The organism is Pseudalkalibacillus sp. NRS-1564, from assembly GCF_050467905.1.
In the GTDB taxonomy this organism is placed as follows: domain Bacteria; phylum Bacillota; class Bacilli; order Bacillales; family Guptibacillaceae; genus Guptibacillus; species Guptibacillus hwajinpoensis_B.
On record NZ_JBITPM010000008.1, the window covers coordinates 231,496 to 257,080 of the forward strand.

Consider the following 25,585-nt stretch of genomic DNA (forward strand, 5'->3'; position numbering starts at 1 on the left):
AAACACCGAATTTTGAATCTAAACTAACTCATTTTCGAGATTTTTCAATTAACGTTGCATTTTATAAGGATTTTAAATAAAAAACCGACTTGAAAATTTATTTTTTCTGCTTTCGACTGTTTGCCTTCTTCGTTTTAACACTCTTCGTTCCTGGCTGTTTTTTTATCCACTTCAAATAACGACGAATTCGATCGTCTTCTTTGAGCTGTGGAATGGTATTGAGCCTAATAGCAAGCTCCTTGTTCGTATAAAGAGCATGGATTTGCTTATGACAAGGCACACATAGCCAGGCGGTTGGTTTGAAAGAACCGCCTTCCTCTTTAGGGGTTAAATGGTGAAGCGTGCATTTGGTAACCGTTCTTCCACATAATTCACACACCTCCATCTAAACACCCCTCTGTAAGGTATTGTTTGTTACTTTGATAAGAGCTATTCAAACTACATAAATGCCTTAAGTTCTAGCGATTAGATGCTCAGAATATCTTTTATTTCATCTTCAGATAGACTAGAGATCATCGTTTCTCCAGGTTGGATAACTTTCTCTATGAGTTCTTTTTTCTTTTGCTGAAGCTCATAAATTTTCTCTTCAATGGTACCCTGGGTAATTAACCTCATAACTTGAACAACTTTTTTCTGTCCGATTCGGTGAGCTCGTCCCGCAGCCTGTTCCTCAACAGCTGGATTCCACCACAGATCATACAAAATAACCGTATCGGCGCCAGTTAAATTTAAACCTGTTCCTCCTGCTTTCAATGAGATAAGAAAAATTTCATTCTCACCATCATTGAATCGCTCGGTCATTTCAACTCGATCTTTCGAAGGAGTCTGACCATCCAAGTAGAAAGCGGAATAGCCTAAATCCGTTAACTTGTGATGAATGATCTTTAACATGCTCGAGAATTGCGAAAAGATCAGGAGACGTTTCTTGTTTTCGATTGATGTCGTAACAATATCTAAAAGCTGCTCAAGTTTACCCGATTGACCCTGGTAATTTTCAACGAATAAAGACGGATGGCAGCATAGCTGCCTTAAACGAGTAAGTCCAGCTAGTATTTTCATGCGGTTTTTTTGGAAACCTTCGCCTGCAAGGCTCTCTTTAGTTTCCTGCTGAATACGGTGCAAGTAGCCAATGTACAGTTCTTTTTGCTGCTTTGTTAGCTCTGATACTTGAACCGTCTCAATCTTATCAGGAAGCTCTTTAAGTACATCCTTCTTCACACGCCTTAGAATAAATGGCTTTACCATTCTCGAAATTCGCTCATGTGGTAAATTTCTGAACGTGGATTGATCCGGGAAGAATCCAGGCATAATCGAGTGAAAAAGTGCCCATAGTTCATCAAGTGAATTCTCAATTGGAGTTCCGCTGAGTGCAAACCGCTTCTTAGCACTTAACTGTCTCACAGCTTGTGAGGTCTTTGTGGCAGGATTCTTAATTGCCTGAGCCTCATCAAGAATAACGGAATCAAATTGAATGGTTTCATAATGGGCAATATCTTGCCTGAGCGTCGGATATGAAGTTATCCAAACATCTGGCTGAAGCCCTTGACTTAGAAGCTCTTTCCGCTCATTTGGCGTACCAGTATTCACTTCAATCTGAAGTCCAGGAGCAAATTTCTCAAACTCCTTTTTCCAGTTATAAATAAGTGATGCTGGTGCGACAACTAGCGCCATCGCTTCTGGATTGTCTTTTTTCTCAGACAGCAAGTAGGCAATGCTTTGCAATGTCTTACCTAGTCCCATGTCATCTGCAAGAATCCCACCCAACTGATAATGGGCAAGGGCTTTTAGCCATTGATATCCCGTCATCTGGTACGAGCGAAGATCAGCTTCTAGCCCTGTTGGAAGATCAAACTGAAGGTCTTCCGGGTGCTTTAAACGAGAGATAAGGTCTCGAAAAGCCTTGCTATAACGTGAAGCGTGCTTTCCACCGCTCATTCTTTCGTCGAGCTGGAGCCCTCTATAGAGTGGCAGATGAAGCTCTCCTCTTTCGATATCTTTTTCTTTTATATTCAGGTCGTCGAATAGCTGACTAACATGTTGAAAATCTTCATTTTCAATTGAAACGAAGGCACCATTCGCAAGGCGATAATAGCGATCTTTTTCGATCACAGCTTTAAGAATATGAGAAATTTCTTCTTCATCTAATCCCTTCATGTCAAAGCTTACATCAAGCCAATTTCCACTATGATCCATATCTACTGATGTTACCGGAGCCGATGATTCATCCAATAACCAACCTCGAGCAGATTCTGTTAGAAAAACATCAGCCAGGTCATTTAGTTCTGGGATCGTCCAGTAAAGAAAGTCAAATATTACCGCTTCATCTTCTGCATATAGCTCTTTACCGTTGAATTTTAGTGATGCTTGTTCAATAAGAGACATAATCGTTTGTTCCTTTTCACTGTCTCTTAAGACAATGCCTCCCTGGTCATTTACGATCCGGGAATCATCTTTAAAAGGATTGATCACATCTTCGCCATATTCATATTCAACGTTAACTAGAAGTCGCTGTCCTTCTGCATTTACATAGACTCTCGCTCGCAAATCAGGGTTAATGATTTTTTCATTGATCTGTTCAGAGATCGTTACATCCCCAAGCTTTTTGAGACCTGGTACGACCTGAGAAAGGAATGGTTCAATCTGTGTTTGAGAAATGGATAAGTCACTTTTTCTAGCCGCACTTCGAAAATGAGACAGATCCCTTAATAAGGACTGCTGTTTTTTCGACAGTTTGTAAAGCTTCTCATCATGAAATAACCATCCATAAGTAGGAAAATAAGCGGCACTTTGAAACCCATTTAACTGTAGTACGTAATCATCATCCCGCTGTTCAATTTCAAACGAAAATGGTAACCCACCATCAAAAAGCTCGGTCTCTTCATAAAGCGTCCGATTGTATTCAAACCGAATCAATCGATTTTGCTTTAAAAACTCTGAAAGAAACTCGTTCGCTGTCAGTGGGGGTAAAATCAATTCACGGTTTTCAGTAAAACGCCCCCAGTTATCAGGTAAATCCAAATAAACCTTCTCATTCCTTCTTATTGCGAGTAGAAGTTGAATAAAAGGCTCATCGAGTTCATGAAACGTATGTTCATCTGGTTCATAACTGAACTTTTTCGTAAACAAATAAGATTGCTCATCAAGAACCGCATCTAGAAATGCGCGAATATCTTTCACGACATATAAACGGTTTATCCCCACTTTAAGTTCAAGAGTCCACGGAGAATCTCCTTGAGATTTACGAAGCGTTGGGTAAGAGCTCGCTTTCAATGTAAACTCAATCTTCAACTGATCCGATCTCAATCTTGAGCGGTTCGCTTCGGGTTGATAATCACTTAATACTTGAATGAGCTGATTTGTTTCACTGTAGCTTCGTGGTGATTGAGGTACCTGTGATGGTTTTTCCTTTTCACTTTCTTCCGGCCCCTTCTCGCTAATTGCAATAAGCACAGCAGCAAGATGCTTACAAGTGCCATATGTTTCAAATGCTTGACACTCACAAGACCCAAACCAGTTATCACCAAGTAGCTCAATTAACACGCCATATTCAGAACTTCCGTTTACATAAGCTCGATAAGACTGATCTTCTTTATCATATGTAAGCTCAGATACGCGCCCATTCTGAAAATAGGTGAGACCTCTTTGATAGAAGCTCACTGGAAAACGTTCTTTTATTTCACTTTTAGTAAACATAGAAAAATGCTTCATATCCACATCACATCAATTCCAATGGTAGTAGTAACCTTCATTATACAATTTTCCACATCTTCTTCAAAATATTGCGCGACCCAAAAGAGCATAATAGCATATTTTTCCCTGAATTCAAAATGAGACTTCTAATTTAGGCCGTTTGGACATGTATTAAAGAAAGAGGAATTCCTTATTTCAAGGTTACATTCGTTACGATTAATGATCTCTAGATGTTTGACTCATTCGAGTGAACCCTTCACTTCATTCGAATAAATCAAATATCTATCCACTCCAACAGCCTGCTCAAAAGTATTTATCTTGAATCAGAATACATAGATAAAAGGAGATTGCTCGCCATGCTAGAAATTGCTATTGCTCACATTATCTTAGGCTTATCAATTGCTGCTCCGCTCGGTCCAATTAACATTGAAATCATGAAGCGAGGAATTCATAAAGGGTTTTGGTCTTCTCTCTTCGTAGGAGCAGGTGGAATGAGTGCAGACCTTGTACTCATGTATTTGATGTACTTCGGTATTGCAACTTTTGTTAAGCTGACTATTGTCCAAATTAGTTTAATGATTCTCGGAGCCATTATCTTAACGATTTCAGGGATTCAAGGCTTTCGATCTCAAGTAAGTTTTGATGAAGACGAGGACAAAGAAAAAACGGGTTTATTTCATTCCTACGCAACCGGTTTTATGATCGCTGCATTTAATCCAATGAACCTTCTTTTCTGGCTAGGTATTTACGGATCAGTGCTTAGCGTTTCACTGCAACAGCCAGACAAATGGCAGGCCTTTTTCTTATCTGCACTCGTTTTCATTGGGATCGGCCTTTGGAATGTCAATCTTTGTATGACCGTCCACTTCGGAAAATCACTAATGAAACCTCGAACGCTCCGCGCGATTAGTGTAACCGCCAGTCTCGTATTATTATTTTTTGGTTTACGGTTCGGCTACCTTGCAGCTGAAATGATTTTCGTTGCTTCAAAATAGGATTGGCTATGCAGCCAATCCTATTACGTCTTCATTTATGACTACGAATGTTTTGAAGAAGCATTCTCGTTACAATGATGCGTTTACGTAAAATAAACATAAGCTGCAATGCCTGCTATAGCGAGAACGCTCACAAGAAGATAAATAGCGGAAATGGTGACCGTTGTATTCTTCGCTTTCTTCCCATACCCAGGATCACTTTTTCCGGCAACCATTAGCGTACCAATTAAAATAATAACAAGAAAAATAACAATAAGCGTTGTTGCAATTGTGATCATCCCCATCCCTCCCTACCTTCATCATACACTGTCTCCTTTCTGTAATAAACCTGCAAAAGTGTGACACATTTGTTATGATAGAAAACATGTGCGTTTTCGCACAAAAAATAAGAAAGAAAAAGGAGAGTATCTATGAGGAGAGGAATCTTAGTCCTAGTCATTGCAGCACTTTCAATTCTAGCAGCTTGTGGATCTGGAGAAAGTGAAGAATCGAAAGGAACGGTTACGTTTGGATTAAACAACTGGGCTGAAAATATCGCCGTTTCAAATATGTGGAAAGTGATACTTGAAGAAAAAGGATACGACATTGAACTAAAATCAATGGAAAAGTCACCAGTTTGGGCTGGTATTTCACAAGGCGACCTTGATGTAGCAGCAGAGGTTTGGCTACCTACGACTGATAAACCACTATATGAAGAGTACAAAGAAGATGTTGAGATGCAAGAAACATGGTATGAGGGTACTGGTCTTGGCCTCGTTGTTCCTTCGTATATGGATATCAATAGTATAGAAGAACTGAACGACAAAAAAAGCGAACTTGGATTAGAGCAAATTGTTGGAATTGATCCTGGCGCTAGCTTGATGGAAATGAGCAGAACGGCTGTTGATGAATATGAATTAAATTATGACCTTGTCGATAGCTCTGGTCCAGCGATGATGAGTGAGCTTAAGAAAGCTTATGAAGACGAAGAACCTATTATTGTCACGCTGTGGAATCCTCACTGGGCTTTTGCAGAATATGACTTAAAGTACCTGGAAGATCCCAAAAATGTCTTTGGTGAAGCGGACGATATTTACTTTATGACAAGAACAGATTTCAGTGACGATCACCCTGAAATCGTTAAGTGGATGAACAATTGGAAGATGGATGATGATTCACTCGGTAGTCTAATGGCAACGATTAAGAATGCTGACGACACCGAAACAGGCGCAAAGCAGTGGGTTGAAGAGAACGAAGAGCTTGTCTCTCAATGGACTGAATAACGGCCTGAACTCATCTTCGAATTCTTTATCTATTAGCTCTCATGAATGGCTTTATTTTTTAGTTCATTTGTTTGACTAACCAATATGAAAAGGAACCCGAATGGGTTCCTTTTCGTTATTTGACGTTATATTTAAGAATGTGTCAAATCATTTTCTGCAACAACTTTGCCAATCGTCTTTCCTGATTCAAGTCGTGCATGAGCGTCACCGATTGTAGTAAAAGTAAAGCTTTGTTCATCCAAAACCGGCTTTAATATGCCGTGATCTACCATATGCGCAACGCGGTTTAGAATGTCTCCGTGATGCTCTCTTCCTTCATTCGTTAACATCGGAACGAGCATTAAAACACCATGGTACGAAGCACTTTTCACATAAAGTTGTGTCATATCGTGTTCACCACTGCCAACAATACAGGCAACGTCTCCGCCATTTTTCACTGCTTGAAATGACTTTTCCATGTTATCTCCGCCTACTGTATCAAAAACAGCATCGAAACCTTTTCCATCTGTATAGTGATTAACATATTCTTCGACAGACGTTTCTTTATAATTGATCGCGTAATCAGCACCGAGTTCTTGACCCATCTTCATTTTCTCATTCGTTGAAGCTGTCGTATAGACGATGGCACCTAGTGATTTAGCAATCTGAATAGCGATGTGCCCAACGCCGCCTGTCGCACCGTGAATAAGAACATTTTGTCCTGGCTTTACATTGATTCGATCAATGAGCGCTTCCCACGCCGTGATAGAGATGAGCGGCAATGCGGCAGCTTCTTTCATAGATAAACGCGCTGGTTTCTTAGCTACAAGCTTTTGATCAACAATCATTTGTTCACGCAGTGCTCCGTCGAGGCCTTTTACTCCGCCTGCACAAGCAAATACTTCGTCACCTTTTTTAAACGCGCTTCCTTCATATGCTTCCTCCACAATGCCAGCTACATCTCCATGTAGAACGGCTGGAAATGCTGGAGCAAACGCTTCTGCTTGACCAGATCGTATTTTCATATCCACTGGATTAACGCTTGTTGCTTTCACGTTAATTCTCACTTCACCAGCTTTTAATTCTCTTGATGAGAGCTCTTCTATACGAAAATTTGATGGTGCTCCAAATTCGTTAATCACAACTGCTTTCATGACTAAACACCCTTCCTGGTTCTAATTCAAATTACCTTGTTCATTCTTCTGCGTTTCCCCGATATCTTTCTAAACAAACAGGTATTTCATTCAGAATTTATGACCAAACTCATTATACAGCCGGTCATTATCTTTTCATAATAAAAGGTGCTGTCAGATGACCGGCCTATCAATGCAAGTCATTGAAGTGGCCCTTCTCACTAGTTTGAGAAGGGCTTCTTCACGTTCATTTGGATATGGTTAGTAAGCTGGATGTATCTTGATTACGAAATCCTATTGATGATGTTATTTACCTCTGAGACGCTATCTCGAATTATTTCCTCCGCGGATTTCGAAGTACTCAACCGTGGGTTTTGCCCCGACCACAATGACATCCATTCAGGATGATTTTGCTCAGCTGCTTGTTTACGAATCTCTTTTGTTAAAGTGTTTAACACTGGGTAACCAGGAAACATGGGTAAGTTAGATTCAGTCATTTCGGTCATAAAATCATTTTTTATACCACGAGCAGACTTCCCACTAAATACGGGTGTGATCATTGTTTGTTCTTCCGTGCTCGTTAATATCGCTTGTTTGTGAAGAAGGTGAGCCCCACTTTCTTGACACGTCACAAATGCTGTTCCCATCTGAACAGCTCCAGCTCCAAGAACAAGCATACTGAGAATTCCTCGTCCATCCATGATTCCACCAGCCGCTATAACAGGAATATTTATGACATCAACCGTTTGTGGGATAAGAGAGGAAATACCGACAAGGGACGAATCAACTTCACTTTCAAAAGTGCCGCGATGTCCACCCGCTTCTGCCCCTTGCATCACCACAAGATCCATTCCGCTTTTTTCATTGATAATGGCTTCATTTACCGTCGTTGCCGTTCCGATAAGGATAATTCCTTTACGCTTTAGTTGCTGAACTTCCTCTTTTGAAGGAATTCCAAAAGTAAAGCTACATACGGGTACATCTTCCTCTATTAAAATCTTAAGCTTTTCTTTGTATTCTTTTTTTAAAGCCGAAAAAGGCTTCTCTTTATAACTATAGTCTTCTATACCAAGTTTTGTAGCATAGCGCTGAAGCACCTGCTTCGTCTGCTCCACCACTTCATTGGAGGAGTGATCCTCCTCAGGAATAAACAAGTTAACAGCAAAAGCCCTTGACGTGAACTGTTTAATGTCTTTTATCGCGATCCGCATTTGATCAGGTGTCATGTACCCAGCCCCTAAGCTGCCTAAGCCTCCCGTATTCGATACAGAAGCAACTAATTGAGGTGTTGTCACCCCTCCGGCCATCCCCGCCTGTACGATCGGATATTCGATGTTTAATATGGAAGTTACGAGAGTTTCATTCCACAAGACTACCATCTTCCTTTCTATCTCTTCCTTTGCCCTTTCAAATACTTCTTTATAAAAAGAATGACTCCTTCCAATTACGCTGAGGAATTTATATTGCAATTCGATTGATCTACCGCTATGATAATGTTAACCAAATATACATAAATGGTTAACATTATTGTCGCAGGGGGGAATGAGTCTTGAAAGAAAACGCTTATTTGCCTGAGGAATGGCATGTTGTCGTGGAACAAGCAATGGAAGCTTATGTCACTAAAGAAGAATTCCAAGCATTCTTAATAGAATATAGCCTACAAAAAGCGTGTATCAAAAGCCAGGAGTAAATTCTCCTGGCTTTTTAGTTGCAAAGAACGAAGCTATATAACTGGATATTTTAGAATAGCCTGAGGCCCTGAGCGCCCGTTCTTTTTCTTATTAGTATGAATAAACCCCGCTCCTAAATAAATCTTCTTAGCTGCTTCATTGTCTTCATTAACCCCAAGAACGATTTCATGACAATTAGGGAAATGCCTTTTTACAAACTGTTCTAGCAGCTGTAAAGAGGCTTTCGCAATCCCTCTTCCTTGCTCAGGTCGATTGATTGAATACGCTCTTAACAGAACGGCCTTAGTATTATCTGAATACGAGAAGGTATCATCCCCACGATCTAGAACGAAAAAGCCAACTGGCTGATCCTTTTCCATAATAACCACAGGAAAGCGATCATGATCGATCTGGCATTTCTCATATGCAGGGACTGGCATCGACGTGAAAGCGAGCTGCCTTTCATCTAGAGTGAATGATTTCAATGCACTAATATGATCCTTTTCAGCTTTCACAAGATAGATGTTTTCTTCTTTAACCCTCACATGAAAGACTCCTCTCCAACCTAACTCTTTTGTTCATTATTACTCGTCAACTAAGAGAATTCAATATGACAGTAAGATAAAGAAGCGCTCCTAATTATAGGAGCGCTTCTTTCATTGCTTTTCACGTCTAGCAAAATCAACAAATCTAAATTTATCAAGACGGTGCCTGGATTCAGTATACTCAATTAATGTGGTGTCATTTAGATAAACGTAGTTTCGAACCACGACAACATGATTGTAATCATGCAAATCCAAGTAGAAACGATCCTCTTCATCCGCCTCTTCCACTACAATTTCCTTTTTAGCATAGCTTACGACAAGGCCAAGGTCATTCTCTAAATAATCATAGATCGAATTCTCACAAATTGTTTTTGTGAGCTCTGGAACAAATTCTACTGGAAAATAATCGCGATCAAGTATAATTTTCTCTCCATCTATTTCACGAGCTCTTACAACATGCCATACTTGTGCATTGTCTTTTAGCTCCAACTGCTCAGCAACCCATTTCGATGGAAGTTTTTTTTCTAGATCATGAACGATGGTACGAGAAGAGCGATTCATTTTTTGAGAAATTTCCTTAAAGCTCACAAGACCAGAAACCGGAAATTCATAGCGGTTAAGGTCGAGAACGACAGATCCTCGCGCTTTAATTTTCTGAATCAAACCATTTTGAGAAAGCAAATTAAGAGCTTTACGAATCGTCTCTCGCGATGTTCCGTACGCTTCCGCTAACTCGTGTTCTGAAGGTAATTTAGTATTCGGTTGATAGGTACCATTTTGTATATTCAGAGAGAGATCATTATATATTTGCTGGTACTTGGTTTGCTTCATAGACTCACCTTGCCTTAGTTAGATGATAAGCAATCGACTCATATGGTCGCAATGACACTTTCTTGAAAGTGTTAGGGGTGTCTTCATAATTCGATAATAGAACCTCTGCATGATAACCATTTACTTCCACATCTTCCGGAAGTTCAAACGTTACTTCACTTTCATAGAAATTATTGATCACAAGAAGCTTTTCATTTTCACCGTTCCTTACATAAGCGAAAAGCTGTGGGTGTTCAGCTAAAAGAAGCTCATAGTCACCGTATGTGATCAAATCCATATTTTTTCTAAGTGCGATTAGCTTCTGATAATGTTCAAATACTGAATGACTCTCATTAAGAGTATCTTCGACGTTAATGTCTTCATAGTTTTTCGCAACGGGTATCCATGGTTCCCCTGTTGTAAACCCAGCGTTAGCTTCTGAATTCCATTGAACAGGCGTTCTTGAGTTATCTCTTGATTTATGACGCAAAATCTCGAGTACTTCCTCTTCACTATACCCTTTTTCCTCTTTAAGAATGGAGTAAATATTCAACGATTCTACATCGCGATAAGATGAGATCGCATCAAACTTTGGATTCGTCATCCCAATTTCTTCTCCCTGATAAATATACGGAGTACCTTGCATCAGGTGCATTGTTGTCGCTAGCATTTTGGCTGACTCACGTCTGTACTCCCCGTCATTCCCGTAGCGTGATACGATTCGGGGCTGGTCATGGTTACACCAGAAGAGGGCATTCCAGCCTCCACCTTCATACATTTCCGCCTGCCATGTTGATAGAATTTCTTTTAGCTTTAGGAAATCAAAATCGGCTACAGACCACTTTTCTCCATCAGGATAATCGACTTTTAAATGATGGAAATTGAATGTCATGCTCAATTCATTTCGCTTAGGATTAGAGTATTTAATGCAGTTGTCAATCGTTGTGGAAGACATTTCCCCAACCGTCATGCTGTTATATTTCATAAACACATTGCGATTCATTTCGTTCATATACTCATGCACTTTTGGACCATCTGTATAAAATTTACGTCCGTCTCCAGGCGCTACAGAACCATCATCATTTGGGAAATTCTGATCTTTCGAAATAAGGTTAATCACATCGAGACGAAAACCATCGACCCCTTTTTCAAACCAGAATGTCATCATATCATACACTTCATCTCTTACTTTTTCATTCTCCCAGTTAAGATCAGCCTGTGTGACATCAAAAAGATGCAAGTAATATTGACCGGTTTCTTTATCAAACTGCCACGCATTACCACCGAATTTTGACTGCCAGTTTGTTGGTTCTGCTCCATTTACGCCATCTTTCCAGATGTAATAGTCTCGATAAGGATTATCCTTTGATTTACGAGACTCGACGAACCACTGATGCTCGGTAGACGTATGATTCACAACGATATCCATAATGATCTTAATGTCTTTTGAATGGGCTTCTTGAAGAAGACGATCGAAATCCTCCATTGTTCCATACTCTTCATAAATACTAAAGTAGTCTCGAATATCATATCCATTGTCATTCTGAGGTGAATCATAGATCGGTGTTAGCCAAACGACATCCACTCCAAGTTCACTTAAATAATCCAGCTTTTCAATAATGCCTTGAATATCCCCCGTACCGTAACCAGTCGTATCGTTAAAGCTTTTCGGATAAATTTGATAAACGACTGACTTCTTCCACCATGGTTGTTGCATATCAATCAACTCCTAATTGTATACTTGAAAAAACAAACAAAGGCGATACCATCGGAGCAGCTTAAGTGCCTGATGATATCGCTCCTTTTTATTTACTCGCTTACTTTTCTAACTTTCCCATACAAGAATGTTAAAACAAATGGTACGACGAGTGCGATGGCCATCCCCATAAAGAAAGCACCCCAGTATTCTTTAAAGATTGAAAGGAATCCTGGTATACCACCTACACCGATCGATGTCGCTTCAACACCACTAACCGTAATAACAAGACCAGCCACAGCTGAACCAATAATTGCTGCAAAGAATGGGAACTTAAAGCGTAAATTCACACCGAATAGCGCAGGTTCAGTGACGCCAAGGAAAGCAGAGACTGCTGAAGTACCTGCAAGTCCTTTCGTTTTCTCATTACGTGTAATCAGCATCATCGCAAGTGCCGCTGCACCCTGGGCGATGTTGGAAAGTGCCAGCATCGGCCATAAGAATGCGCTTCCCGTACTGCCGATTAACTGCAAATCTACAGCAAGGAACGTATGGTGCATTCCCGTGATAACGAGTGGCGCATATAAAGCCCCATACACTAATCCACCAATAGCTGGTGCAAAATCAAATAATCCAATAAAACCATCCGTTAAGAGATTTGCAATCCAGAATGTCACCGGTCCAATAAGAGTAAACGCTAGGAATCCAGTTACAAGAAGGGCAACAGGAGCCACTATGAGCATTTGAATAGAATCTGGAATCCGCTTATTAAGAAACGTTTCAATTTTGGCTAATATATAAGCTGACACAAGAACAGGCAAGACTTGCCCTTGATACCCAATCTTCTCTATTTCAAGTCCGAACAAATTCCATGTTGGAATATCGTCGGCTTCTCCATATGCCCATGCATTGAGGAGATCAGGGTGAACGAGAATAAGACCTAGAACAATACCGAGCAATGGACTTCCGCCAAATTGCTTCGCTGCTGACCAACCAATTAAACCAGGTAAAAAGACGAAGGCTGTGTTAGCAATCAGGTTAATAATACTCGCTAAATCTGCCCACTGTGGGTACACCTCTACAAGTGGATCACTAAAGAAAATATCCGGTGCTGTGAGAATATTATTAATCCCAAGAAGCAAACCAGCTGTTACGATTGCAGGTAAAATCGGGATAAAAATATCAGCAAGTGTTTTCACACCGCGCTGGAGGATATTTTGCTTACTTGCAGCCGCATCCTTCACGTCCTGTTTGGACGCGCTTTCAATATCTGCCATCTCAGCAAAGATCTTAAATACTTTATCAACGGTTCCTTGACCGATAACTACCTGAAACTGCCCATTCGCCGAAAAAGAACCTTTGACAAGCTCATTCTCTTCAAGTGCTTTTGTATCTACTTTACTTTCATCATGCAAAACAAGACGCAGACGGGTTACACAATGTGTTGCGGTCGAAATATTTTCCTTACCGCCTATGGCTTCCAGGATCTGTTCGACAGACTCTCGATTAATCGCCATGTTTTCTTCCCCCTTAGAAATAATTAGATAGATCCTAAGAGAGTTGATGTATAGCGCACTCTCTTAGGAACTTCATAACTTTATCCTTTTACTTTGGTTGTCATAATTTCAGTCTCATTTGATGCGCCGACTGTATATTTCTTCTCAACATTTTCAAGAACATCAGCATTTGTAATAATCACAGGAGTGATCGTACTCGCTGCTTTCTCCTTAACAAGATCAAGATCAACTGTGATGAGAGGATCGCCAACTTTTACCTTGTCGCCTTCTTTTACGTGACCTTCAAATCCTTCTCCACCCATGTTAACTGTTTCTAAACCGACGTGGATTAAAATTTCAAGACCTGATTCAGATTCAATTCCAACCGCATGTTTCGTATGGAAAAACTGGATTACTTTCCCGTTGACTGGTGAAACGACTTTTCCGTCTTTTGGATCAATCGCAACCCCGTCTCCCATCATTTTTTGTGAAAATGTTGGATCTGGAACTTTTTCAAGTTCAACAACATCTCCGTTTAAAGGAGCGAAAATAACCTCTTCTGAAGGCTTTTCTTTTTTACCAAATAGTTTTTTCAACATAAGAACATTCCCCTTTCAACCGCTTTCATTTATATCCTATCTTGTCTATACAAGTTTAGCTTACACATGCAGTTTATCTTGTATAGACAAGTTAGTCAACTATAATACTCAACTTTTAAATCACATTTCTAAGGGGGAAGATGTGATTCGATAAATAATTTCCCTGATTGTCATATCCTAAACGCTGATACATGTTTCAAATTTCTCGAAAACGTATACAAAAGGAATAAGGAGTGATCATATGGAAAAGCACCAAATAAAAACGATAACGTTTGAAGACGATGGTAACATTCCAAACAACCGGTTCCATCCGCTTATTCTTTATCCAGGAGCGCTAGATCATCCCGGAAATTGCATGAAGATTTTCAAAGAAAACAATTGGACTAATGCGTGGGAGAATGGCGTGTTTTCTTACCATCATTATCACAGTAACAGCCACGAAGTACTTGGGGTGATCGAAGGATCGGCTTCCATCACATTTGGAGGAGAAAACGGAAAGACAGTTGAAGTGACAGTAGGAGATGTCGTAGTCATTCCAGCTGGTGTGGGACATAAAAAAGAAGCATCCTCGGGTGGTTTCCGCGTAGTAGAGGCTTATCCAAACGGTATGCCCCACGATCTTAGAACAGGAAAAGCCGATGAACGAAAAGAAGCCATCGATAACATTGAGAACGTTCCATTGCCTGCAACAGATCCGATTTTTGGTGTTAATGAACCACTACTTAACGTTTGGGGCCGCTAGAACATAGCAAAAGACGCCTTTATAGGCGTCTTTTTTAGGAAGAAGTATATTCAGATTTCTTAAAACCTGGCACCGTTCTTTCGTAAAAGTCCAGGTTATCAGGATGATGCGCAATACGGCTGTCAGAGTGAAGAGAATCGATGGAAACCATCTCTTCATCAGTTAAATGAAAATCAAAAATAGCTGCATTCTCTTTAATCCGCTCGCTATGGGAGGACTTCACGTTCAATAAAATCTGATGCTGAAGACACCATCTAAGAACAATTTGTGCAGGTGTTTTACCATACCGTTCGCTAACTGCTTGAATCACCGGATTCTTTAACACCTGACCTCGTTTTAACGGTGACCATGCCTGGACCTGAATTCCTTTTGATCGACAGTAATCTCTTAGTTCACCCTGTATTAACTCAGGGTGTAACTCAATTTGATTGAGAACAGGTTTGACAGTTGAGATCCGAGAAATGGCTTCTAGATGGTGCGTCTCAAAGTTACTAACACCAATAGCACATACCTTTCCTTCATGATAGAGCTTCTCTAGCGCTTGCCATGTTTCAAGAAATAAGTGAGGAACTGGCCAGTGAATTAAATACAAATCAAGATAATCAGTGCCCAATCGTTCCAGCGATCTTTCAAAAGCAGCAAGCGTTGCATTATAACCCTGCTCATCGTTCCAAACTTTAGAAGTAATAAATAGTTCATCGCGTGGAATTCCGGAGTCCTTAATCGCGCGACCCACCGCTTCTTCATTCTCATAATAGGAAGCTGTATCAATGCCGCGGTACCCGGTTTCAATGGCAACTTTAACAGCGCTGTAGGCATCTTCCCCTTTTAGTTTAAAAGCACCAAAACCAAGATAAGGCATTTTAACACCGTTTGATAGAACAGCCGTTTTCTCAATCCCCATCTTATTTCGCCTCCTTCTTCAATCACCTTACTCTCTAAATAAATCTGACTTCCTTCTCTAAACTATTTCTTAAGACGCTATGCTATTCCTTACACAAGCTTGCGGTATTCATTAATAAAAACTGTGGGATCCTTTTTGATAATAAATGATTCAACACCACTATTTGTATGAAGATATAAAAAACCATAAAGCGTCGATTGAAATCGATAGGACATATCAAAGACATCTTTGATCGCAAAATGTTTATGTCCAACAACTATCCGATCTTCATATAGTTCTAAATCGTGCTCCTGCTCTAGCGTTTTCTGTTCCGTACGTTCCATTTTTCGAATTACCTTGATAAATGGGTGAGATAAAATAAATTTCAAGTTCATCATCCTATTCTTCTATCATTCTACATATTATCACTCAGTTCCTCTTTAAGAGAAAGGGTAATAAAGAAAAAGAGCAGACCTTTACTGGTCCGCCCCGTTCTTTCGTATCAGTTCATGATAAGCATTAAGCTCAATCATTATATCTTATCTTTATTTGCCTTCAATCGCTTCAATAATTTTATTTGCAGCACTTTCACTTGATTGTGGATTTTGTCCTGTAATTAAATTACCGTCACGAACGGAATAAACTGACCAGTTCTCGCCTAGCTCAAAGTTAGCACCTTTTTCACGTAATTTGGTTTCAAGTAAGAATGGCATTTGTTCAACAAGCCCCATTTCTCGCTCTTCAGAATCAGTAAAGGCACTTACTTTTTTCCCTTTTACAAGAGGTGTACCGTCTTTATAAGTTACGTTCACAAGTCCTGCTGGACCGTGGCAAACGGATCCGATAATGTTATCTGCTTCAGCTTGTTCCTGAAGGATATGTTGAAGAACTTCGCTATCAGGGAAGTCGAACATCGTTCCGTGACCGCCAGGTAGAAAGACAACGTCAAAGTTGTTTGCATCTTCTTTTGTTACTTTAGTTGTATTTTTCAGTTGGTTTTGAGCGTCTTCCCATTCTTTCGGATCTTCTTCTGGGATACTATTTGGATCAAGCTCTACTTCGCCACCTTGAATGGAAGTGACTTTGATGTCATACCCTTTTTCCTTGAAGATGTTATAAGGGACAGCGAACTCCTCAAGCCATAGTCCTGTTTTGTGATCTGAATCGATTTCTGTATGATTTGTTACGACCATTAATACTTTAGTCAATTGAATTCCTCTCCTTTATCTTCTAAGTACTTGTTAGTCTTTATGACCACTTTAGTACAATACCCGATGTTCAGAAAAGTATTCATGGGTTTGAAGAATCCAGAAAATTTTCTAATATAACAATTGAGGGATAATGAAAAACAAATAGAACACATTGAGAAAGATGGCACTCATAACAAGAAGAGTGTTTTTCTTCTTAATTTGGAGGATATAAAGAACGATCCAAAGAACAAATAATCCGATTGGAACGAACAGATAGTTATTATTTTCAGCTAACTTTAAAACACCGAGGAGTTCTAAAATAGAGTATGGAACAATAATGACTCCAAGAATAATATTGATAAGATGAATCCATTTTCTTTCAAGAGCTTTCACTAGAAATGTATCTCCTTTCTGAAAGAACCGATTTCACTAACTATTCTATTTTCCATCTCTATTGATGAAGAGTCAACGATCAATTTGACGAGGGCTTTTCAAACAGCATCCTTCTTTTCTTCACTCTTTCTGCTCCATAATTTGGTCTTTTTCTAATCATATCGTCGGGTATTTGATCAAAATCGTCGAATAGACTCCTTTTCCTCCGAATGCTGTCTCTTGTAGAGGACAATCATTCAAGGAGGAATAAAGATGAAACACAAAATGAAACTCGTAGCAGCGCTACTTATTTCTAGCATCATTTTTGTAGCCACGCCTTCATTTGCTTCTGCAGCATTTGATTCTGTCAACCAACAAGGCGACTCAGGGGGAGAAGTTAAGGAACTGCAAGACTATCTTATGACGAAAGGGCTATTCCCCTACCACACTGCAACAGGCTATTACGGAGAGATCACTGAAAAAGCCGTGAAGAATTTTCAGATGAATCGCAATCTCCAAGTAGATGGGATTGCAGGACCAGAAACAAAACAGGCCCTTCAAGTCCTAAGACGTGGAGACATTGGAAAACAAGTCATACATATACAAAGCCAGCTTAATCAAGCGGGATATGAGAGCGATGCAGATGGGATATATGGTTCAGGTACAGCTACAATTGTAGAGGAATTCCAACGAGACAACGGCCTTTCAGCTGATGGGATTGCAGGGCCATCCACACGTAGAGCGTTAGATCAAATGGCTGCACCAGGTTCAGCTGCAGGGAAAGAATTCACGGCAGAAAGCACCGCATATACAGCCGATTGCACCGGATGTTCTGGTGTTACTAAGATGGGAATCAATTTAGACAAATACCCGGACGCCAAAGTGATCGCCGTTGATCCGGATATGATTCCACTTGGCTCCATTGTGGAAGTTGAAGGATATGGCACTGCCATTGCTGCAGACATTGGTGGCGATATTAATCACAATCGTATTGATGTGTTTATTCCAAGTCAGCAAGCCGCCCTCAATTGGGGACGAAAAGATGTTAAAATACGCGTCATTGAATAAGAAAAAGAACAGGCATTCCATATTTGGAGTACCTGTTCTTTTTTTATGATTTATTCGTTGCATGCTTTCCACGCTGCTGCAGTTTAATTAATCGATACGTATGTGTAAAGATTACTTTTAACACCGCATAAGTTGGAATCGCAAGAATGAGTCCTAGGAATCCAGCGAGACTGCTGGCAACCAATAGTAATAAAATAATCGTTAGTGGATGGATATCAAGTTTTCTTCCCATCACAAGAGGTGAAACAAGGTTACTTTCTATTTGTTGAATTACGATCACAACAAGAACAACCCATAAAGCAGTAAGCGGTGATTGAATTAATCCTACAATAACCCCAGGTGCCGTCCCAATGATAGGACCGATAAACGGTACAACATTAAGGAACAGGGCAATGAGCGCTAGAATTAAGGCATAATCAAGATCAATAATAACGTACCAAATGTAAACAAAGGTTCCAATAAAGATACTTACAATCAGCTGGCCTTGAATAAAGCCACTTAACGCATCATCCATGTCTTCTAGTATTTTCGCCCCTTCTTTTCGATGAGCTCGAGGCACAACGCTAAGTAAAGAAGGCATCAATTTCTTCCCGTCTTTCAACATAAAAAACAGAATAAAAGGAAGAAGCACAATTCCTACTAATACATTCGTCACAACATTTAATATGGAGAAAATGTAGTCTCCGAAAGAGGAGCTAATTTCTCCGATAGAACCAGATATACGATCCGTTAACTCCTGTATATCAACCATTTCACTTTGAAGAATTCTCGCTATGTATGGGTTGCTTTGCCATTCATTGGTCGCCTTTTGTAGATCATTGATAAGGGTCGGTGCACCTTGGACAAGACTATTAAATTGATCAACTAGAACAGGACCAATGCTTAGAACTAAACCAGTCACACCACCAGCAAGGGCAAGATAGACAAGGAGAATACCAAGCGGTCTAGGAATTTTCCACTTTTCTAAAAGGGCGATAACAGGTCTAAGAATATAATAAAACACCCCTGCAGCGATGATTGGGAATGCTAAAGTTGTTACAAGTATCACAAGTGGACGAAAAATAAATTCGATTTTACTCCCTACCCAAATCACTGTAAAAATAAGGAGGAGCCAAATAAAAAAATCGAAACAATCGTGATTGCTGCATGATCGATCATCACTTCCTTTCATTCATTTTGATGAAGCCTTTACGGTAGAGACGAATGATCATCTCGATAAACCAAACGGGGTATTTCTTTGGAAAGAAGCGACGTCGGTAGTAGCGATCATAGGCTGTCTTTAAGTCATCCCAGTGCGTACACTCCTTTGATTGACGGAAGCGAACAACATCGATGACGCGTACTTCTCCATTCGAGAGAAGCATCACATTTTGGAGATGTGTATCGGAAGGATTCAACCCTTTAGAACGGGCATACTGGAGCGCTACATCCACCTGCAGTAGCATATCATCAGTGATGATAATCCCTCGTCTTAAGCACTCGTAGAATGTAATGCCGGCCAAGTATTCTAAAACCACATACCCCTCTCCTCCCTCATAATAAAAAGGAAAGTGGTTATTTTCTTGAAGTACTTGATAAATCGAAGCTTCCTGCATAGCAAGATGAGCACAGTCAGGATAGAAAACCTTAAGAACCTTTTGTTCATTAGGTATTCTAAATACGACTGCACTTCTACCTCTACCGATTAGCTTCAGCTCTTCTGGTTTTTGAAGAACCTCTGTTCCAGATATCTCAATTTGCTGAACCATTCTTCCAATGTCATTCAAATGACAACACCCTCTTCATTTCTCGCATTTGTTACGCGATCTCTATCTTTACACCTATTCGCAACAGATGGCATGGTATAAGGGTGAACCGCCTGGATCGCAATAGAAACCAAGTTTATATAATAGCTTAAGTACACAAGAGGTATAATCTTTGTTTGAGAGAAATCTCATTTTTAAGACTATCCTACACCATTTACGAAAGAACACAAGGAAATGTTTCAGATCTCTAGAAAGTTTCTCCGGTCATCGTACTCATAAATAATTGGTAGAAAGCAAAATAGTTCATTGATATTGCGACTGAATGAATGGGTCTTCCATCAAATTCATCTTGTTCAAAGGATTTCCTAAAATCACCAATACTAAGGCCCCGGGCTTCTCCGGTAATTTCTACTGCTACGCGAGTGCGGTAGAATGTGCAAATGTCCCTCTTTTCAACCCCCATTAACGTAAGCGCATCGTGAACAGGACTACCTTCAATGTCTGGAACCATTTTCTTATAAAATTCCTCATAATAGTAATCTAAAAGTGGCTTAATAAGAGGCGCCTTCCCTTTTGCATGAACATAATTAACCATTCCCGGCGTTACAATCGCATGTTCCGTCACATTTAGTGGAAATAAAAAAACATGCTCAGCATATTTCATCACAATATTTGCCGCAACTGGATCTGCATAAAAATTAGCTTCTGCACTCGGCGTCACGTTTCCTGGTACGTTAAATGCACCGCCCATTATATAAAATGATTTAATTCCTTTCATCGTATCTGGATACAAGAGGAAGAGCGTCGCAAGAGAAGTCATCCTCCCAACATTTACAATCACAAGGTCGTCATACTCTTCAATTATTGAAATCACTTGAAAGAAATTCTCTAAAGGGGCAGCTTCATTTGGCGGTGGCATAATAGGACCTAATCCTTCCGGTCCATGTACATTAGGATAATAAATCGGCACCTCTCCAGTCATAGGCTTTTCTGCCCCACCCATTACAGGGATATCCGTTCGGCCAACTTCTTCAAGTAAGTAGCGAACGTTACGGGTCGTTTGTTTTTTTGATACGTTTCCGTAGCAAGCTACAATACCAATAACATCCACGCCTTCTGATAAATAAGCAAATAAAAGCGCGACCGTGTCATCGATTCCTACATCTCCAAAAAACAAGACCTTTTGCCCCATTCCTTCACCTCATCCCCATACTTATCATAACTAACATATTCACATCGCTGTAAATTAAGAAGCAAGGCAATTGGATAGGTGAATATTAGGAGGAAAAGCTTTTTCATATTAATAAGCTCTAAAGAAGAGTAGGTTTCCCTACTCTTTTGGTACAAAAATATTTAATTCGTTATGCATCACTTCTGCTTCGAACGGAAGGTGAATGCCTTCATCGCCATCGATATTTACAACAAGTTCATGACCCGATTCCACTTTTAATTTCGAGGCTGGAAAATACTCTACTTGAGCATTATTTTGCAACTTTCCAATGAAGAGATCTGGTATGATTTTAAACACTTTTGGTAGAGAAAACTCTCTTAATATAAAGACATGAAAGTAGCCATCGTTCACCTCTGCATGCTGAGCGAATGACTGTATTCCTCCAACTGAGTTTGTTAACGCGATCAGCATTAAATAAGCTTTCCCATCCCATTGCTTACCGTCATATGTAATATTCAAATCGAATGGTGTTTTATCCTTTAATGCTTTGCCACCTTCAATTAAATAAGCGAGTGGACCAAATTTGGATTTTTGATCAGCCGTAACGTCATATACAGCTTCTGCAATGGCGCCAACTGCAAGTACATTCATGAAGTATTGATCATTTATACGTCCAATATCAACCGGTTTTGTATGCTGCTCAGATAGAACCTCTAGCGCTTTCTTAGGTTGCATCGGTATGTTGAGTGCTCTTGCAAAGTCATTCACTGTTCCAAGGGGCACGAAACCAAAATCAGGGCGTTCTGTTTCACGCGCTAAACCGTTCACCGCCTCATTGATCGTTCCATCTCCTCCCATTGCAACAACTGTATTAAAGTGATTCTCACAAGCAGCTCTTGCAAAACGAACAGCATCTCCCTCTTTTTCGGTATACTTCACCGTCACGTCTACATGGTTTTGTTCTAAAATGGCTAAAGCCTCATCTTCATATTTCATCGCTTTTTCTTTCCCTGAAGATGGATTAATAATCAACATGGCTCGCTTCACAGCAACGTCCTCCCTAAAACAGAAATAATAAATCTATTTAGTTCGTTCCCTTCTTTCTAAGCCTTGAAACAGTAGGATTTTATCAAATTGGTGGATACATAGAAATCCTTCTCAGATTAGTCGTTATATATGATTTTTTATAAAACCATATGACAAACATTTCCTCTCCCCTATAATAGAATGGGGTATTCGAACTCATGTAAAGAGAAACTTGATTAAATATGCTGTTTGGAGCACGGAAAGGAACTTTTCAAGTGAGGAATTATATGTATTTTGCAAGTAGTTTTATTTTATTATTCTTTTTTCTACAACTTCTATCGGGGATCATTTTAACAATGTTAGTCGAATCCCCCTCCTATACAAGCTTTGGAAATTATACGAGCGCAGAGAATTCTTTTCTTGTGACGATCATTATCATGGCGGTTTCAGCCGTCATAGCTTTTCTTATTCAAAAGTGGCTCAGTGAGAGACGAAAATAATGAAGATTTCACTCGAATGAGCTAACAAAGTTATTTAAAAAGGTTTATTAATAGGTAACATCTTTTGAAGTAATAGGAAAGATAATCCTCATCCCTGTCTCTTGTAGAGATAGGGATTTTCAATGTGCTCTTTAGCTGTAATAATTGTTTCTAATGAACGAAAATAGGCTATGTTAAACACTAAACGCCATTTATTCAGGAGTAGGAGTCGCATATGAAATATCATTCGCTGTATCGGATCATTGTGATCGTTTGGATGTCAATTAAGTTCTTCATTCAACTCGAGCATTTCAGAAGAAAAAGCAAGCATTCATGGGACCAGGAACGCTGGCAGAAGCTGTTAAAGAAACAAGCGAGAGAATATAAGGAAAAAGCGATTCGTCTTGAAGGATTACTTGTGAAGCTCGGACAGTTCCTCTCTACAAGAGCTGATATTCTTCCAAGAGTTTTTCTTGAAGAAATTGAAGATCTTGTTGACCGCGTCCCTTCTTTCTCTTGGGAGAAAGCAAAAAAGACTCTTGAAGAAGAATGGTCATCTGATTACGAAGATGTCATTGAGCAGCTTTCTGAACGACCAGTTGCTTCTGCCTCTATTGGTCAGGTATACAGAGCAACGTTAAAATCAGGTGAAGATGTTGCTATCAAAATCCGTCGTCCAAATATCCGTAAAATCATACGAGCTGACTTTCAAGCGCTCCGAATTGTCTTTTGGTTGATGGATACATTCACTTCTTATGGAAAACAGCTCGATCTTAGTAGACTTTATGATGAAGTTCGAAGCGTGATTGAAGATGAACTCGATTTTAAAAAAGAACTAAAAAACGGACTACACTTCCAGGAACGTTACAAAGACCGCCCAGGTTATCGCGTACCGAATTACGTATCTGAATGGTCAACGAAAAAAGTCCTTGTCATGGAGTGGATGGAAGGCGCGCGGATTACGAATCTTTCTTACATTGAAGAAAAGGACATAAACCGACAAGAGCTCGCACGTAAACTTTTGAAGGGCTACCTTGAACAGCTTCTTCAAGAGGGACAATTTCATGCCGACCCACATTCAGGGAATATTCTAATCCAAGAAGATAGCACAGTTGTTTTTATCGATTTTGGAATGGTTGGTCATATTGAAGCAAGAGATGCTCTATCGATTCGCAAGCTGATTACTGGAATCGTACTAAGTCAGTATCGTGATGTCACGGATGCCCTTGAAGAACTTCGGTTTCTTCTTCCTAATTCAGACAAGCGTCAGATTGAGAAAGCTATCCAGACACTTGTCACGTTATTTGTCGAACAAGATTTAACGATGATGGATGAAGATACGGCAGATCAAGTGCTGACAGAAGTGCAAACCCTTGTGAATAAACAGCCCATTCAACTCCCTAGTGAATTCGCTTTTCTAGGAAGAGCGATATCAACAATTGTAGGTATTCTGTACACATTGGACCCAGAGATTGATTTAATTGAAGAAGGAAAGCCGATTGTGCAGGAATGGATCAACCGGGAAGAATCAACTGATAAGCGCTATGATCCTAAGAAAATTTTGAAACAACTTTATGCGAGAATCACTTCCTTCGAAAACCCTCTTGACCGATTGTCGGATGAGTTCAACCAACATCGAAAATGGGAAGAATCGATGAAGCAACGAGAAGTTAAAGCAAAAAGCATGTTGTGGAATAAGCATTATGGATTTATCCTTTTTTGCCTCAGTCTAATCGGATTCTTTATTAGTGAAGCCTTTGAAATTCAATCGTTACTCTTCCCTACTATAATTACTGGAGAAATCAGTTTACTTGTCATGCTTCTTGCAGGCACCTTCGAGAAGCGACTATGGAAAAAAAGGAGCAGTAAAAATGAATGATGAAAAAGTTATGAAGGAAACAAGTGAAAAGTTCGGACGCTCTGAAGTAAAAGTGGAAGGTCTTCAAGATGGGTATCGTATTACAGTGAAAGGAAATGAAGAAGAGCTCAAGCAAAAACGACGCGTTGGCGGTGCTTTTATTAACCTTCTTAAACAACTTGAAAGAGCAGGCTATCGATTGCCTTTTCCATTTTCACGGATTCTGCGCTTCTGGAATCGGTATTCAAAACCATAGAAGATGAGGGAGCATTCCCCTCTTTTTTATTTTCACTTCTTCCTCTTATTGGTACAATGAGGAAATGAAACCACTTATCATTGATTCACAAGAAAGGGTGTGCGCCATGGATAAGCAACACGCAGCAGAACTAATTACAAAAGTAAGAGAGACTTCTCCTCTCGTTCACAATATAACGAATACAGTTGTTACGAACTTTACTGCAAATGGTTTACTTGCCGCAGGAGCTAGCCCTGTAATGGCGTATGCACGAGAGGAAGCGGCAGATATGGCGAGAATTGCTGGAGCTGTCGTCTTAAATATTGGTACACTTACAAAGGAAACCGTTGAAGCGATGCTACTCGCAGGAAAAGCAGCAAATGAATTGAACACCCCTGTTATACTCGACCCAGTTGGAGCCGGTGCTACTCCTTATCGAACGTCAACTGCTCGCCGCATTTTAAAAGAAGTCGACGTTCAATATTTGCGAGGAAATGCCGCAGAAATCGCTAATGTTGCAGGAAAAACATGGTCAATTAAAGGCGTTGATTCCACCGAAGGGGACGGAAATCGCGAAGCTCTTGCTAGAAAAGCTGCCAAGATGTTTGGCTGTGTTGTGATTGTAACTGGGGAAATTGATACCATTTCAGACGGCAACACTTCAATAAGACTAGGAAATGGTCATCCCATTTTAACGAAAGTAACCGGCACTGGATGTCTTCTCTCCTCCCTGCTTGGGGCATTTGCAGCCGTTGAACCAGACCCTATGCTCGCAGCCTATGGCGTTCTTGCTTTCTATGGAGTGGCTAGTGAAAAAGCCGCTCATCTCGTTGGAAACAGGCCTGGAGATTTTCAAATTGAATTACTTAACCAACTCTCTCTGCTCTCATCAAAAGAAATTGAAGAAAGCATTCAACTCATGCCGAACTAACGAAAAGGGG

27 protein-coding genes are annotated in these 25,585 nt (G+C 40.1%); 9 read left to right on the plus strand and 18 right to left on the minus strand.

Annotated elements, in window-relative coordinates; genetic code table 11:
* Positions 1-97 precede the first annotated feature (97 nt).
* Positions 98-385 carry an HNH endonuclease gene (locus tag ACIFPW_RS04445; protein WP_430242314.1) on the minus strand — a complete coding sequence of 96 codons (288 nt, stop codon included), beginning with the start codon at positions 383-385 and terminating at the stop codon, positions 98-100.
* A gap of 80 nt (positions 386-465) precedes the next feature.
* The gene (locus ACIFPW_RS04450; protein WP_430242317.1) at positions 466-3,708 is read right to left on the minus strand and encodes an SNF2 helicase associated domain-containing protein; all 3,243 of its coding nucleotides are present in this window, start codon (positions 3,706-3,708) and stop codon (positions 466-468) included.
* Between the two features lie 338 nt (positions 3,709-4,046).
* Between ACIFPW_RS04450 and ACIFPW_RS04455 the strand changes: the two genes are divergently transcribed.
* On the plus strand, positions 4,047-4,685 hold the full coding sequence (locus tag ACIFPW_RS04455; protein ID WP_430242319.1) for a LysE family translocator: 639 nt from the start codon (positions 4,047-4,049) through the stop codon (positions 4,683-4,685).
* A gap of 83 nt (positions 4,686-4,768) precedes the next feature.
* Here ACIFPW_RS04455 and ACIFPW_RS04460 read toward each other — a convergent pair whose 3' ends face one another.
* Entirely contained in the window at positions 4,769-4,963 is a 195-nt protein-coding gene (locus ACIFPW_RS04460; protein ID WP_194221031.1) for a hypothetical protein, read from the minus strand.
* A gap of 132 nt (positions 4,964-5,095) precedes the next feature.
* On the opposite strand from ACIFPW_RS04460, the gene ACIFPW_RS04465 reads away from it, so the two are divergent.
* Positions 5,096-5,947, plus strand: a complete 852-nt coding sequence (locus tag ACIFPW_RS04465; protein WP_430242321.1) for a glycine betaine ABC transporter substrate-binding protein — start codon at positions 5,096-5,098, stop codon at positions 5,945-5,947.
* Between the two features lie 131 nt (positions 5,948-6,078).
* Here the strand turns inward: ACIFPW_RS04465 and ACIFPW_RS04470 are convergent, their stop codons facing one another.
* Entirely contained in the window at positions 6,079-7,080 is a 1,002-nt protein-coding gene (locus ACIFPW_RS04470) for a zinc-dependent alcohol dehydrogenase family protein (protein ID WP_430242323.1), read from the minus strand.
* Positions 7,081-7,343: 263 nt separating this feature from the next.
* A complete protein-coding gene (locus tag ACIFPW_RS04475; protein WP_430242325.1) occupies positions 7,344-8,438 on the minus strand; it encodes an NAD(P)H-dependent flavin oxidoreductase in 1,095 nt (364 codons plus the stop codon).
* 170 nt (positions 8,439-8,608) lie between these two features.
* Here ACIFPW_RS04475 and ACIFPW_RS04480 point away from each other — a divergent pair, with 170 nt between their 5' ends.
* Positions 8,609-8,749: a hypothetical protein gene (locus ACIFPW_RS04480; protein WP_430242327.1), complete on the plus strand. Its 141-nt coding sequence runs from the start codon at positions 8,609-8,611 to the stop codon at positions 8,747-8,749.
* Positions 8,750-8,782: 33 nt separating this feature from the next.
* Here the strand turns inward: ACIFPW_RS04480 and ACIFPW_RS04485 are convergent, their stop codons facing one another.
* The 5 genes from ACIFPW_RS04485 to ACIFPW_RS04505 form a co-directional block, all read right to left on the minus strand.
* A complete protein-coding gene (locus ACIFPW_RS04485) occupies positions 8,783-9,274 on the minus strand; it encodes a GNAT family N-acetyltransferase (RefSeq protein ID WP_430242330.1) in 492 nt (163 codons plus the stop codon).
* A gap of 111 nt (positions 9,275-9,385) precedes the next feature.
* Entirely contained in the window at positions 9,386-10,105 is a 720-nt protein-coding gene (treR, locus tag ACIFPW_RS04490; RefSeq protein ID WP_430242332.1) for a trehalose operon repressor, read from the minus strand.
* Between the two features lie 4 nt (positions 10,106-10,109).
* On the minus strand, positions 10,110-11,801 hold the full coding sequence (gene treC, locus ACIFPW_RS04495; RefSeq protein ID WP_430242334.1) for an alpha,alpha-phosphotrehalase: 1,692 nt from the start codon (positions 11,799-11,801) through the stop codon (positions 10,110-10,112).
* A 92-nt stretch (positions 11,802-11,893) separates the two neighbouring features.
* Positions 11,894-13,297 carry a PTS system trehalose-specific EIIBC component gene (treP, locus tag ACIFPW_RS04500; RefSeq protein ID WP_430242337.1) on the minus strand — a complete coding sequence of 468 codons (1,404 nt, stop codon included), beginning with the start codon at positions 13,295-13,297 and terminating at the stop codon, positions 11,894-11,896.
* An 80-nt stretch (positions 13,298-13,377) separates the two neighbouring features.
* Positions 13,378-13,875 carry a PTS sugar transporter subunit IIA gene (locus tag ACIFPW_RS04505; RefSeq protein ID WP_430242339.1) on the minus strand — a complete coding sequence of 166 codons (498 nt, stop codon included), beginning with the start codon at positions 13,873-13,875 and terminating at the stop codon, positions 13,378-13,380.
* Between the two features lie 241 nt (positions 13,876-14,116).
* Here ACIFPW_RS04505 and ACIFPW_RS04510 point away from each other — a divergent pair, with 241 nt between their 5' ends.
* Positions 14,117-14,617, plus strand: coding sequence for a cupin domain-containing protein (locus ACIFPW_RS04510; protein ID WP_430242342.1), 501 nt, complete (start codon positions 14,117-14,119; stop codon positions 14,615-14,617).
* A 34-nt stretch (positions 14,618-14,651) separates the two neighbouring features.
* Here ACIFPW_RS04510 and ACIFPW_RS04515 read toward each other — a convergent pair whose 3' ends face one another.
* From ACIFPW_RS04515 to ACIFPW_RS04530, 4 genes are all read right to left on the minus strand, one after another.
* Complete coding sequence (locus tag ACIFPW_RS04515) at positions 14,652-15,521, minus strand: aldo/keto reductase (RefSeq protein ID WP_430242345.1); 870 nt, start codon at positions 15,519-15,521, stop codon at positions 14,652-14,654.
* 89 nt (positions 15,522-15,610) lie between these two features.
* Positions 15,611-15,889 (minus strand): hypothetical protein, encoded by a 279-nt coding sequence (locus ACIFPW_RS04520; protein ID WP_226612359.1) that lies wholly within the window; start codon positions 15,887-15,889, stop codon positions 15,611-15,613.
* A 156-nt stretch (positions 15,890-16,045) separates the two neighbouring features.
* The gene (locus ACIFPW_RS04525; protein WP_430242348.1) at positions 16,046-16,708 is read right to left on the minus strand and encodes a type 1 glutamine amidotransferase domain-containing protein; all 663 of its coding nucleotides are present in this window, start codon (positions 16,706-16,708) and stop codon (positions 16,046-16,048) included.
* A 111-nt stretch (positions 16,709-16,819) separates the two neighbouring features.
* Entirely contained in the window at positions 16,820-17,083 is a 264-nt protein-coding gene (locus tag ACIFPW_RS04530) for a hypothetical protein (protein WP_194221019.1), read from the minus strand.
* Between the two features lie 252 nt (positions 17,084-17,335).
* On the opposite strand from ACIFPW_RS04530, the gene ACIFPW_RS04535 reads away from it, so the two are divergent.
* The gene (locus ACIFPW_RS04535) at positions 17,336-18,130 is read left to right on the plus strand and encodes a peptidoglycan-binding protein (RefSeq protein ID WP_430242351.1); all 795 of its coding nucleotides are present in this window, start codon (positions 17,336-17,338) and stop codon (positions 18,128-18,130) included.
* Positions 18,131-18,173: 43 nt separating this feature from the next.
* On the opposite strand, the gene ACIFPW_RS04540 is transcribed toward ACIFPW_RS04535, so the two are convergent.
* From ACIFPW_RS04540 to ACIFPW_RS04555, 4 genes are all read right to left on the minus strand, one after another.
* Positions 18,174-19,301 carry an AI-2E family transporter gene (locus ACIFPW_RS04540; RefSeq protein WP_430242353.1) on the minus strand — a complete coding sequence of 376 codons (1,128 nt, stop codon included), beginning with the start codon at positions 19,299-19,301 and terminating at the stop codon, positions 18,174-18,176.
* Positions 19,288-19,896, minus strand: coding sequence for a serine/threonine protein kinase (locus tag ACIFPW_RS04545; protein ID WP_430242355.1), 609 nt, complete (start codon positions 19,894-19,896; stop codon positions 19,288-19,290). The genes ACIFPW_RS04540 and ACIFPW_RS04545 overlap by 14 nt, the downstream gene beginning before the upstream one ends.
* A 226-nt stretch (positions 19,897-20,122) precedes the next feature.
* Positions 20,123-21,067, minus strand: a complete 945-nt coding sequence (locus tag ACIFPW_RS04550; RefSeq protein ID WP_430242358.1) for a nucleoside hydrolase — start codon at positions 21,065-21,067, stop codon at positions 20,123-20,125.
* A 138-nt stretch (positions 21,068-21,205) separates the two neighbouring features.
* Positions 21,206-22,093, minus strand: coding sequence for a diacylglycerol/lipid kinase family protein (locus ACIFPW_RS04555; RefSeq protein WP_430242359.1), 888 nt, complete (start codon positions 22,091-22,093; stop codon positions 21,206-21,208).
* A 266-nt stretch (positions 22,094-22,359) separates the two neighbouring features.
* Here ACIFPW_RS04555 and ACIFPW_RS04560 point away from each other — a divergent pair, with 266 nt between their 5' ends.
* The 4 genes from ACIFPW_RS04560 (at position 22,360) to thiM (ending at position 25,575) form a co-directional block, all read left to right on the plus strand.
* Entirely contained in the window at positions 22,360-22,572 is a 213-nt protein-coding gene (locus ACIFPW_RS04560; protein ID WP_430242361.1) for a hypothetical protein, read from the plus strand.
* 214 nt (positions 22,573-22,786) lie between these two features.
* Positions 22,787-24,430, plus strand: a complete 1,644-nt coding sequence (locus ACIFPW_RS04565) for an ABC1 kinase family protein (RefSeq protein WP_430242363.1) — start codon at positions 22,787-22,789, stop codon at positions 24,428-24,430.
* On the plus strand, positions 24,423-24,665 hold the full coding sequence (locus ACIFPW_RS04570; RefSeq protein ID WP_430242364.1) for a hypothetical protein: 243 nt from the start codon (positions 24,423-24,425) through the stop codon (positions 24,663-24,665). The genes ACIFPW_RS04565 and ACIFPW_RS04570 overlap by 8 nt, the downstream gene beginning before the upstream one ends.
* 106 nt (positions 24,666-24,771) lie before the next feature.
* A complete protein-coding gene (thiM, locus tag ACIFPW_RS04575) occupies positions 24,772-25,575 on the plus strand; it encodes a hydroxyethylthiazole kinase (RefSeq protein WP_430242366.1) in 804 nt (267 codons plus the stop codon).
* Positions 25,576-25,585 lie beyond the last annotated feature (10 nt).

Coding starts and splice junctions, on each gene's coding strand:
- ACIFPW_RS04445 (WP_430242314.1), bottom strand. CDS start 385: ATGGAGGTGTGTGAATTATGTGGAAGAACGGTTACCAAATGCACGCTT.
- ACIFPW_RS04450 (WP_430242317.1), bottom strand. CDS start 3,708: ATGAAGCATTTTTCTATGTTTACTAAAAGTGAAATAAAAGAACGTTTT.
- ACIFPW_RS04455 (WP_430242319.1), top strand. CDS start 4,047: ATGCTAGAAATTGCTATTGCTCACATTATCTTAGGCTTATCAATTGCT.
- ACIFPW_RS04460 (WP_194221031.1), bottom strand. CDS start 4,963: ATGATCACAATTGCAACAACGCTTATTGTTATTTTTCTTGTTATTATT.
- ACIFPW_RS04465 (WP_430242321.1), top strand. CDS start 5,096: ATGAGGAGAGGAATCTTAGTCCTAGTCATTGCAGCACTTTCAATTCTA.
- ACIFPW_RS04470 (WP_430242323.1), bottom strand. CDS start 7,080: ATGAAAGCAGTTGTGATTAACGAATTTGGAGCACCATCAAATTTTCGT.
- ACIFPW_RS04475 (WP_430242325.1), bottom strand. CDS start 8,438: ATGGTAGTCTTGTGGAATGAAACTCTCGTAACTTCCATATTAAACATC.
- treR (WP_430242332.1), bottom strand. CDS start 10,105: ATGAAGCAAACCAAGTACCAGCAAATATATAATGATCTCTCTCTGAAT.
- treC (WP_430242334.1), bottom strand. CDS start 11,801: ATGCAACAACCATGGTGGAAGAAGTCAGTCGTTTATCAAATTTATCCG.
- treP (WP_430242337.1), bottom strand. CDS start 13,297: ATGGCGATTAATCGAGAGTCTGTCGAACAGATCCTGGAAGCCATAGGC.
- ACIFPW_RS04505 (WP_430242339.1), bottom strand. CDS start 13,875: ATGTTGAAAAAACTATTTGGTAAAAAAGAAAAGCCTTCAGAAGAGGTT.
- ACIFPW_RS04510 (WP_430242342.1), top strand. CDS start 14,117: ATGGAAAAGCACCAAATAAAAACGATAACGTTTGAAGACGATGGTAAC.
- ACIFPW_RS04515 (WP_430242345.1), bottom strand. CDS start 15,521: ATGGGGATTGAGAAAACGGCTGTTCTATCAAACGGTGTTAAAATGCCT.
- ACIFPW_RS04535 (WP_430242351.1), top strand. CDS start 17,336: ATGAAACACAAAATGAAACTCGTAGCAGCGCTACTTATTTCTAGCATC.
- ACIFPW_RS04540 (WP_430242353.1), bottom strand. CDS start 19,301: ATGAAAGGAAGTGATGATCGATCATGCAGCAATCACGATTGTTTCGAT.
- ACIFPW_RS04550 (WP_430242358.1), bottom strand. CDS start 21,067: ATGGGGCAAAAGGTCTTGTTTTTTGGAGATGTAGGAATCGATGACACG.
- ACIFPW_RS04560 (WP_430242361.1), top strand. CDS start 22,360: ATGTATTTTGCAAGTAGTTTTATTTTATTATTCTTTTTTCTACAACTT.
- ACIFPW_RS04565 (WP_430242363.1), top strand. CDS start 22,787: ATGAAATATCATTCGCTGTATCGGATCATTGTGATCGTTTGGATGTCA.
- ACIFPW_RS04570 (WP_430242364.1), top strand. CDS start 24,423: ATGAATGATGAAAAAGTTATGAAGGAAACAAGTGAAAAGTTCGGACGC.
- thiM (WP_430242366.1), top strand. CDS start 24,772: ATGGATAAGCAACACGCAGCAGAACTAATTACAAAAGTAAGAGAGACT.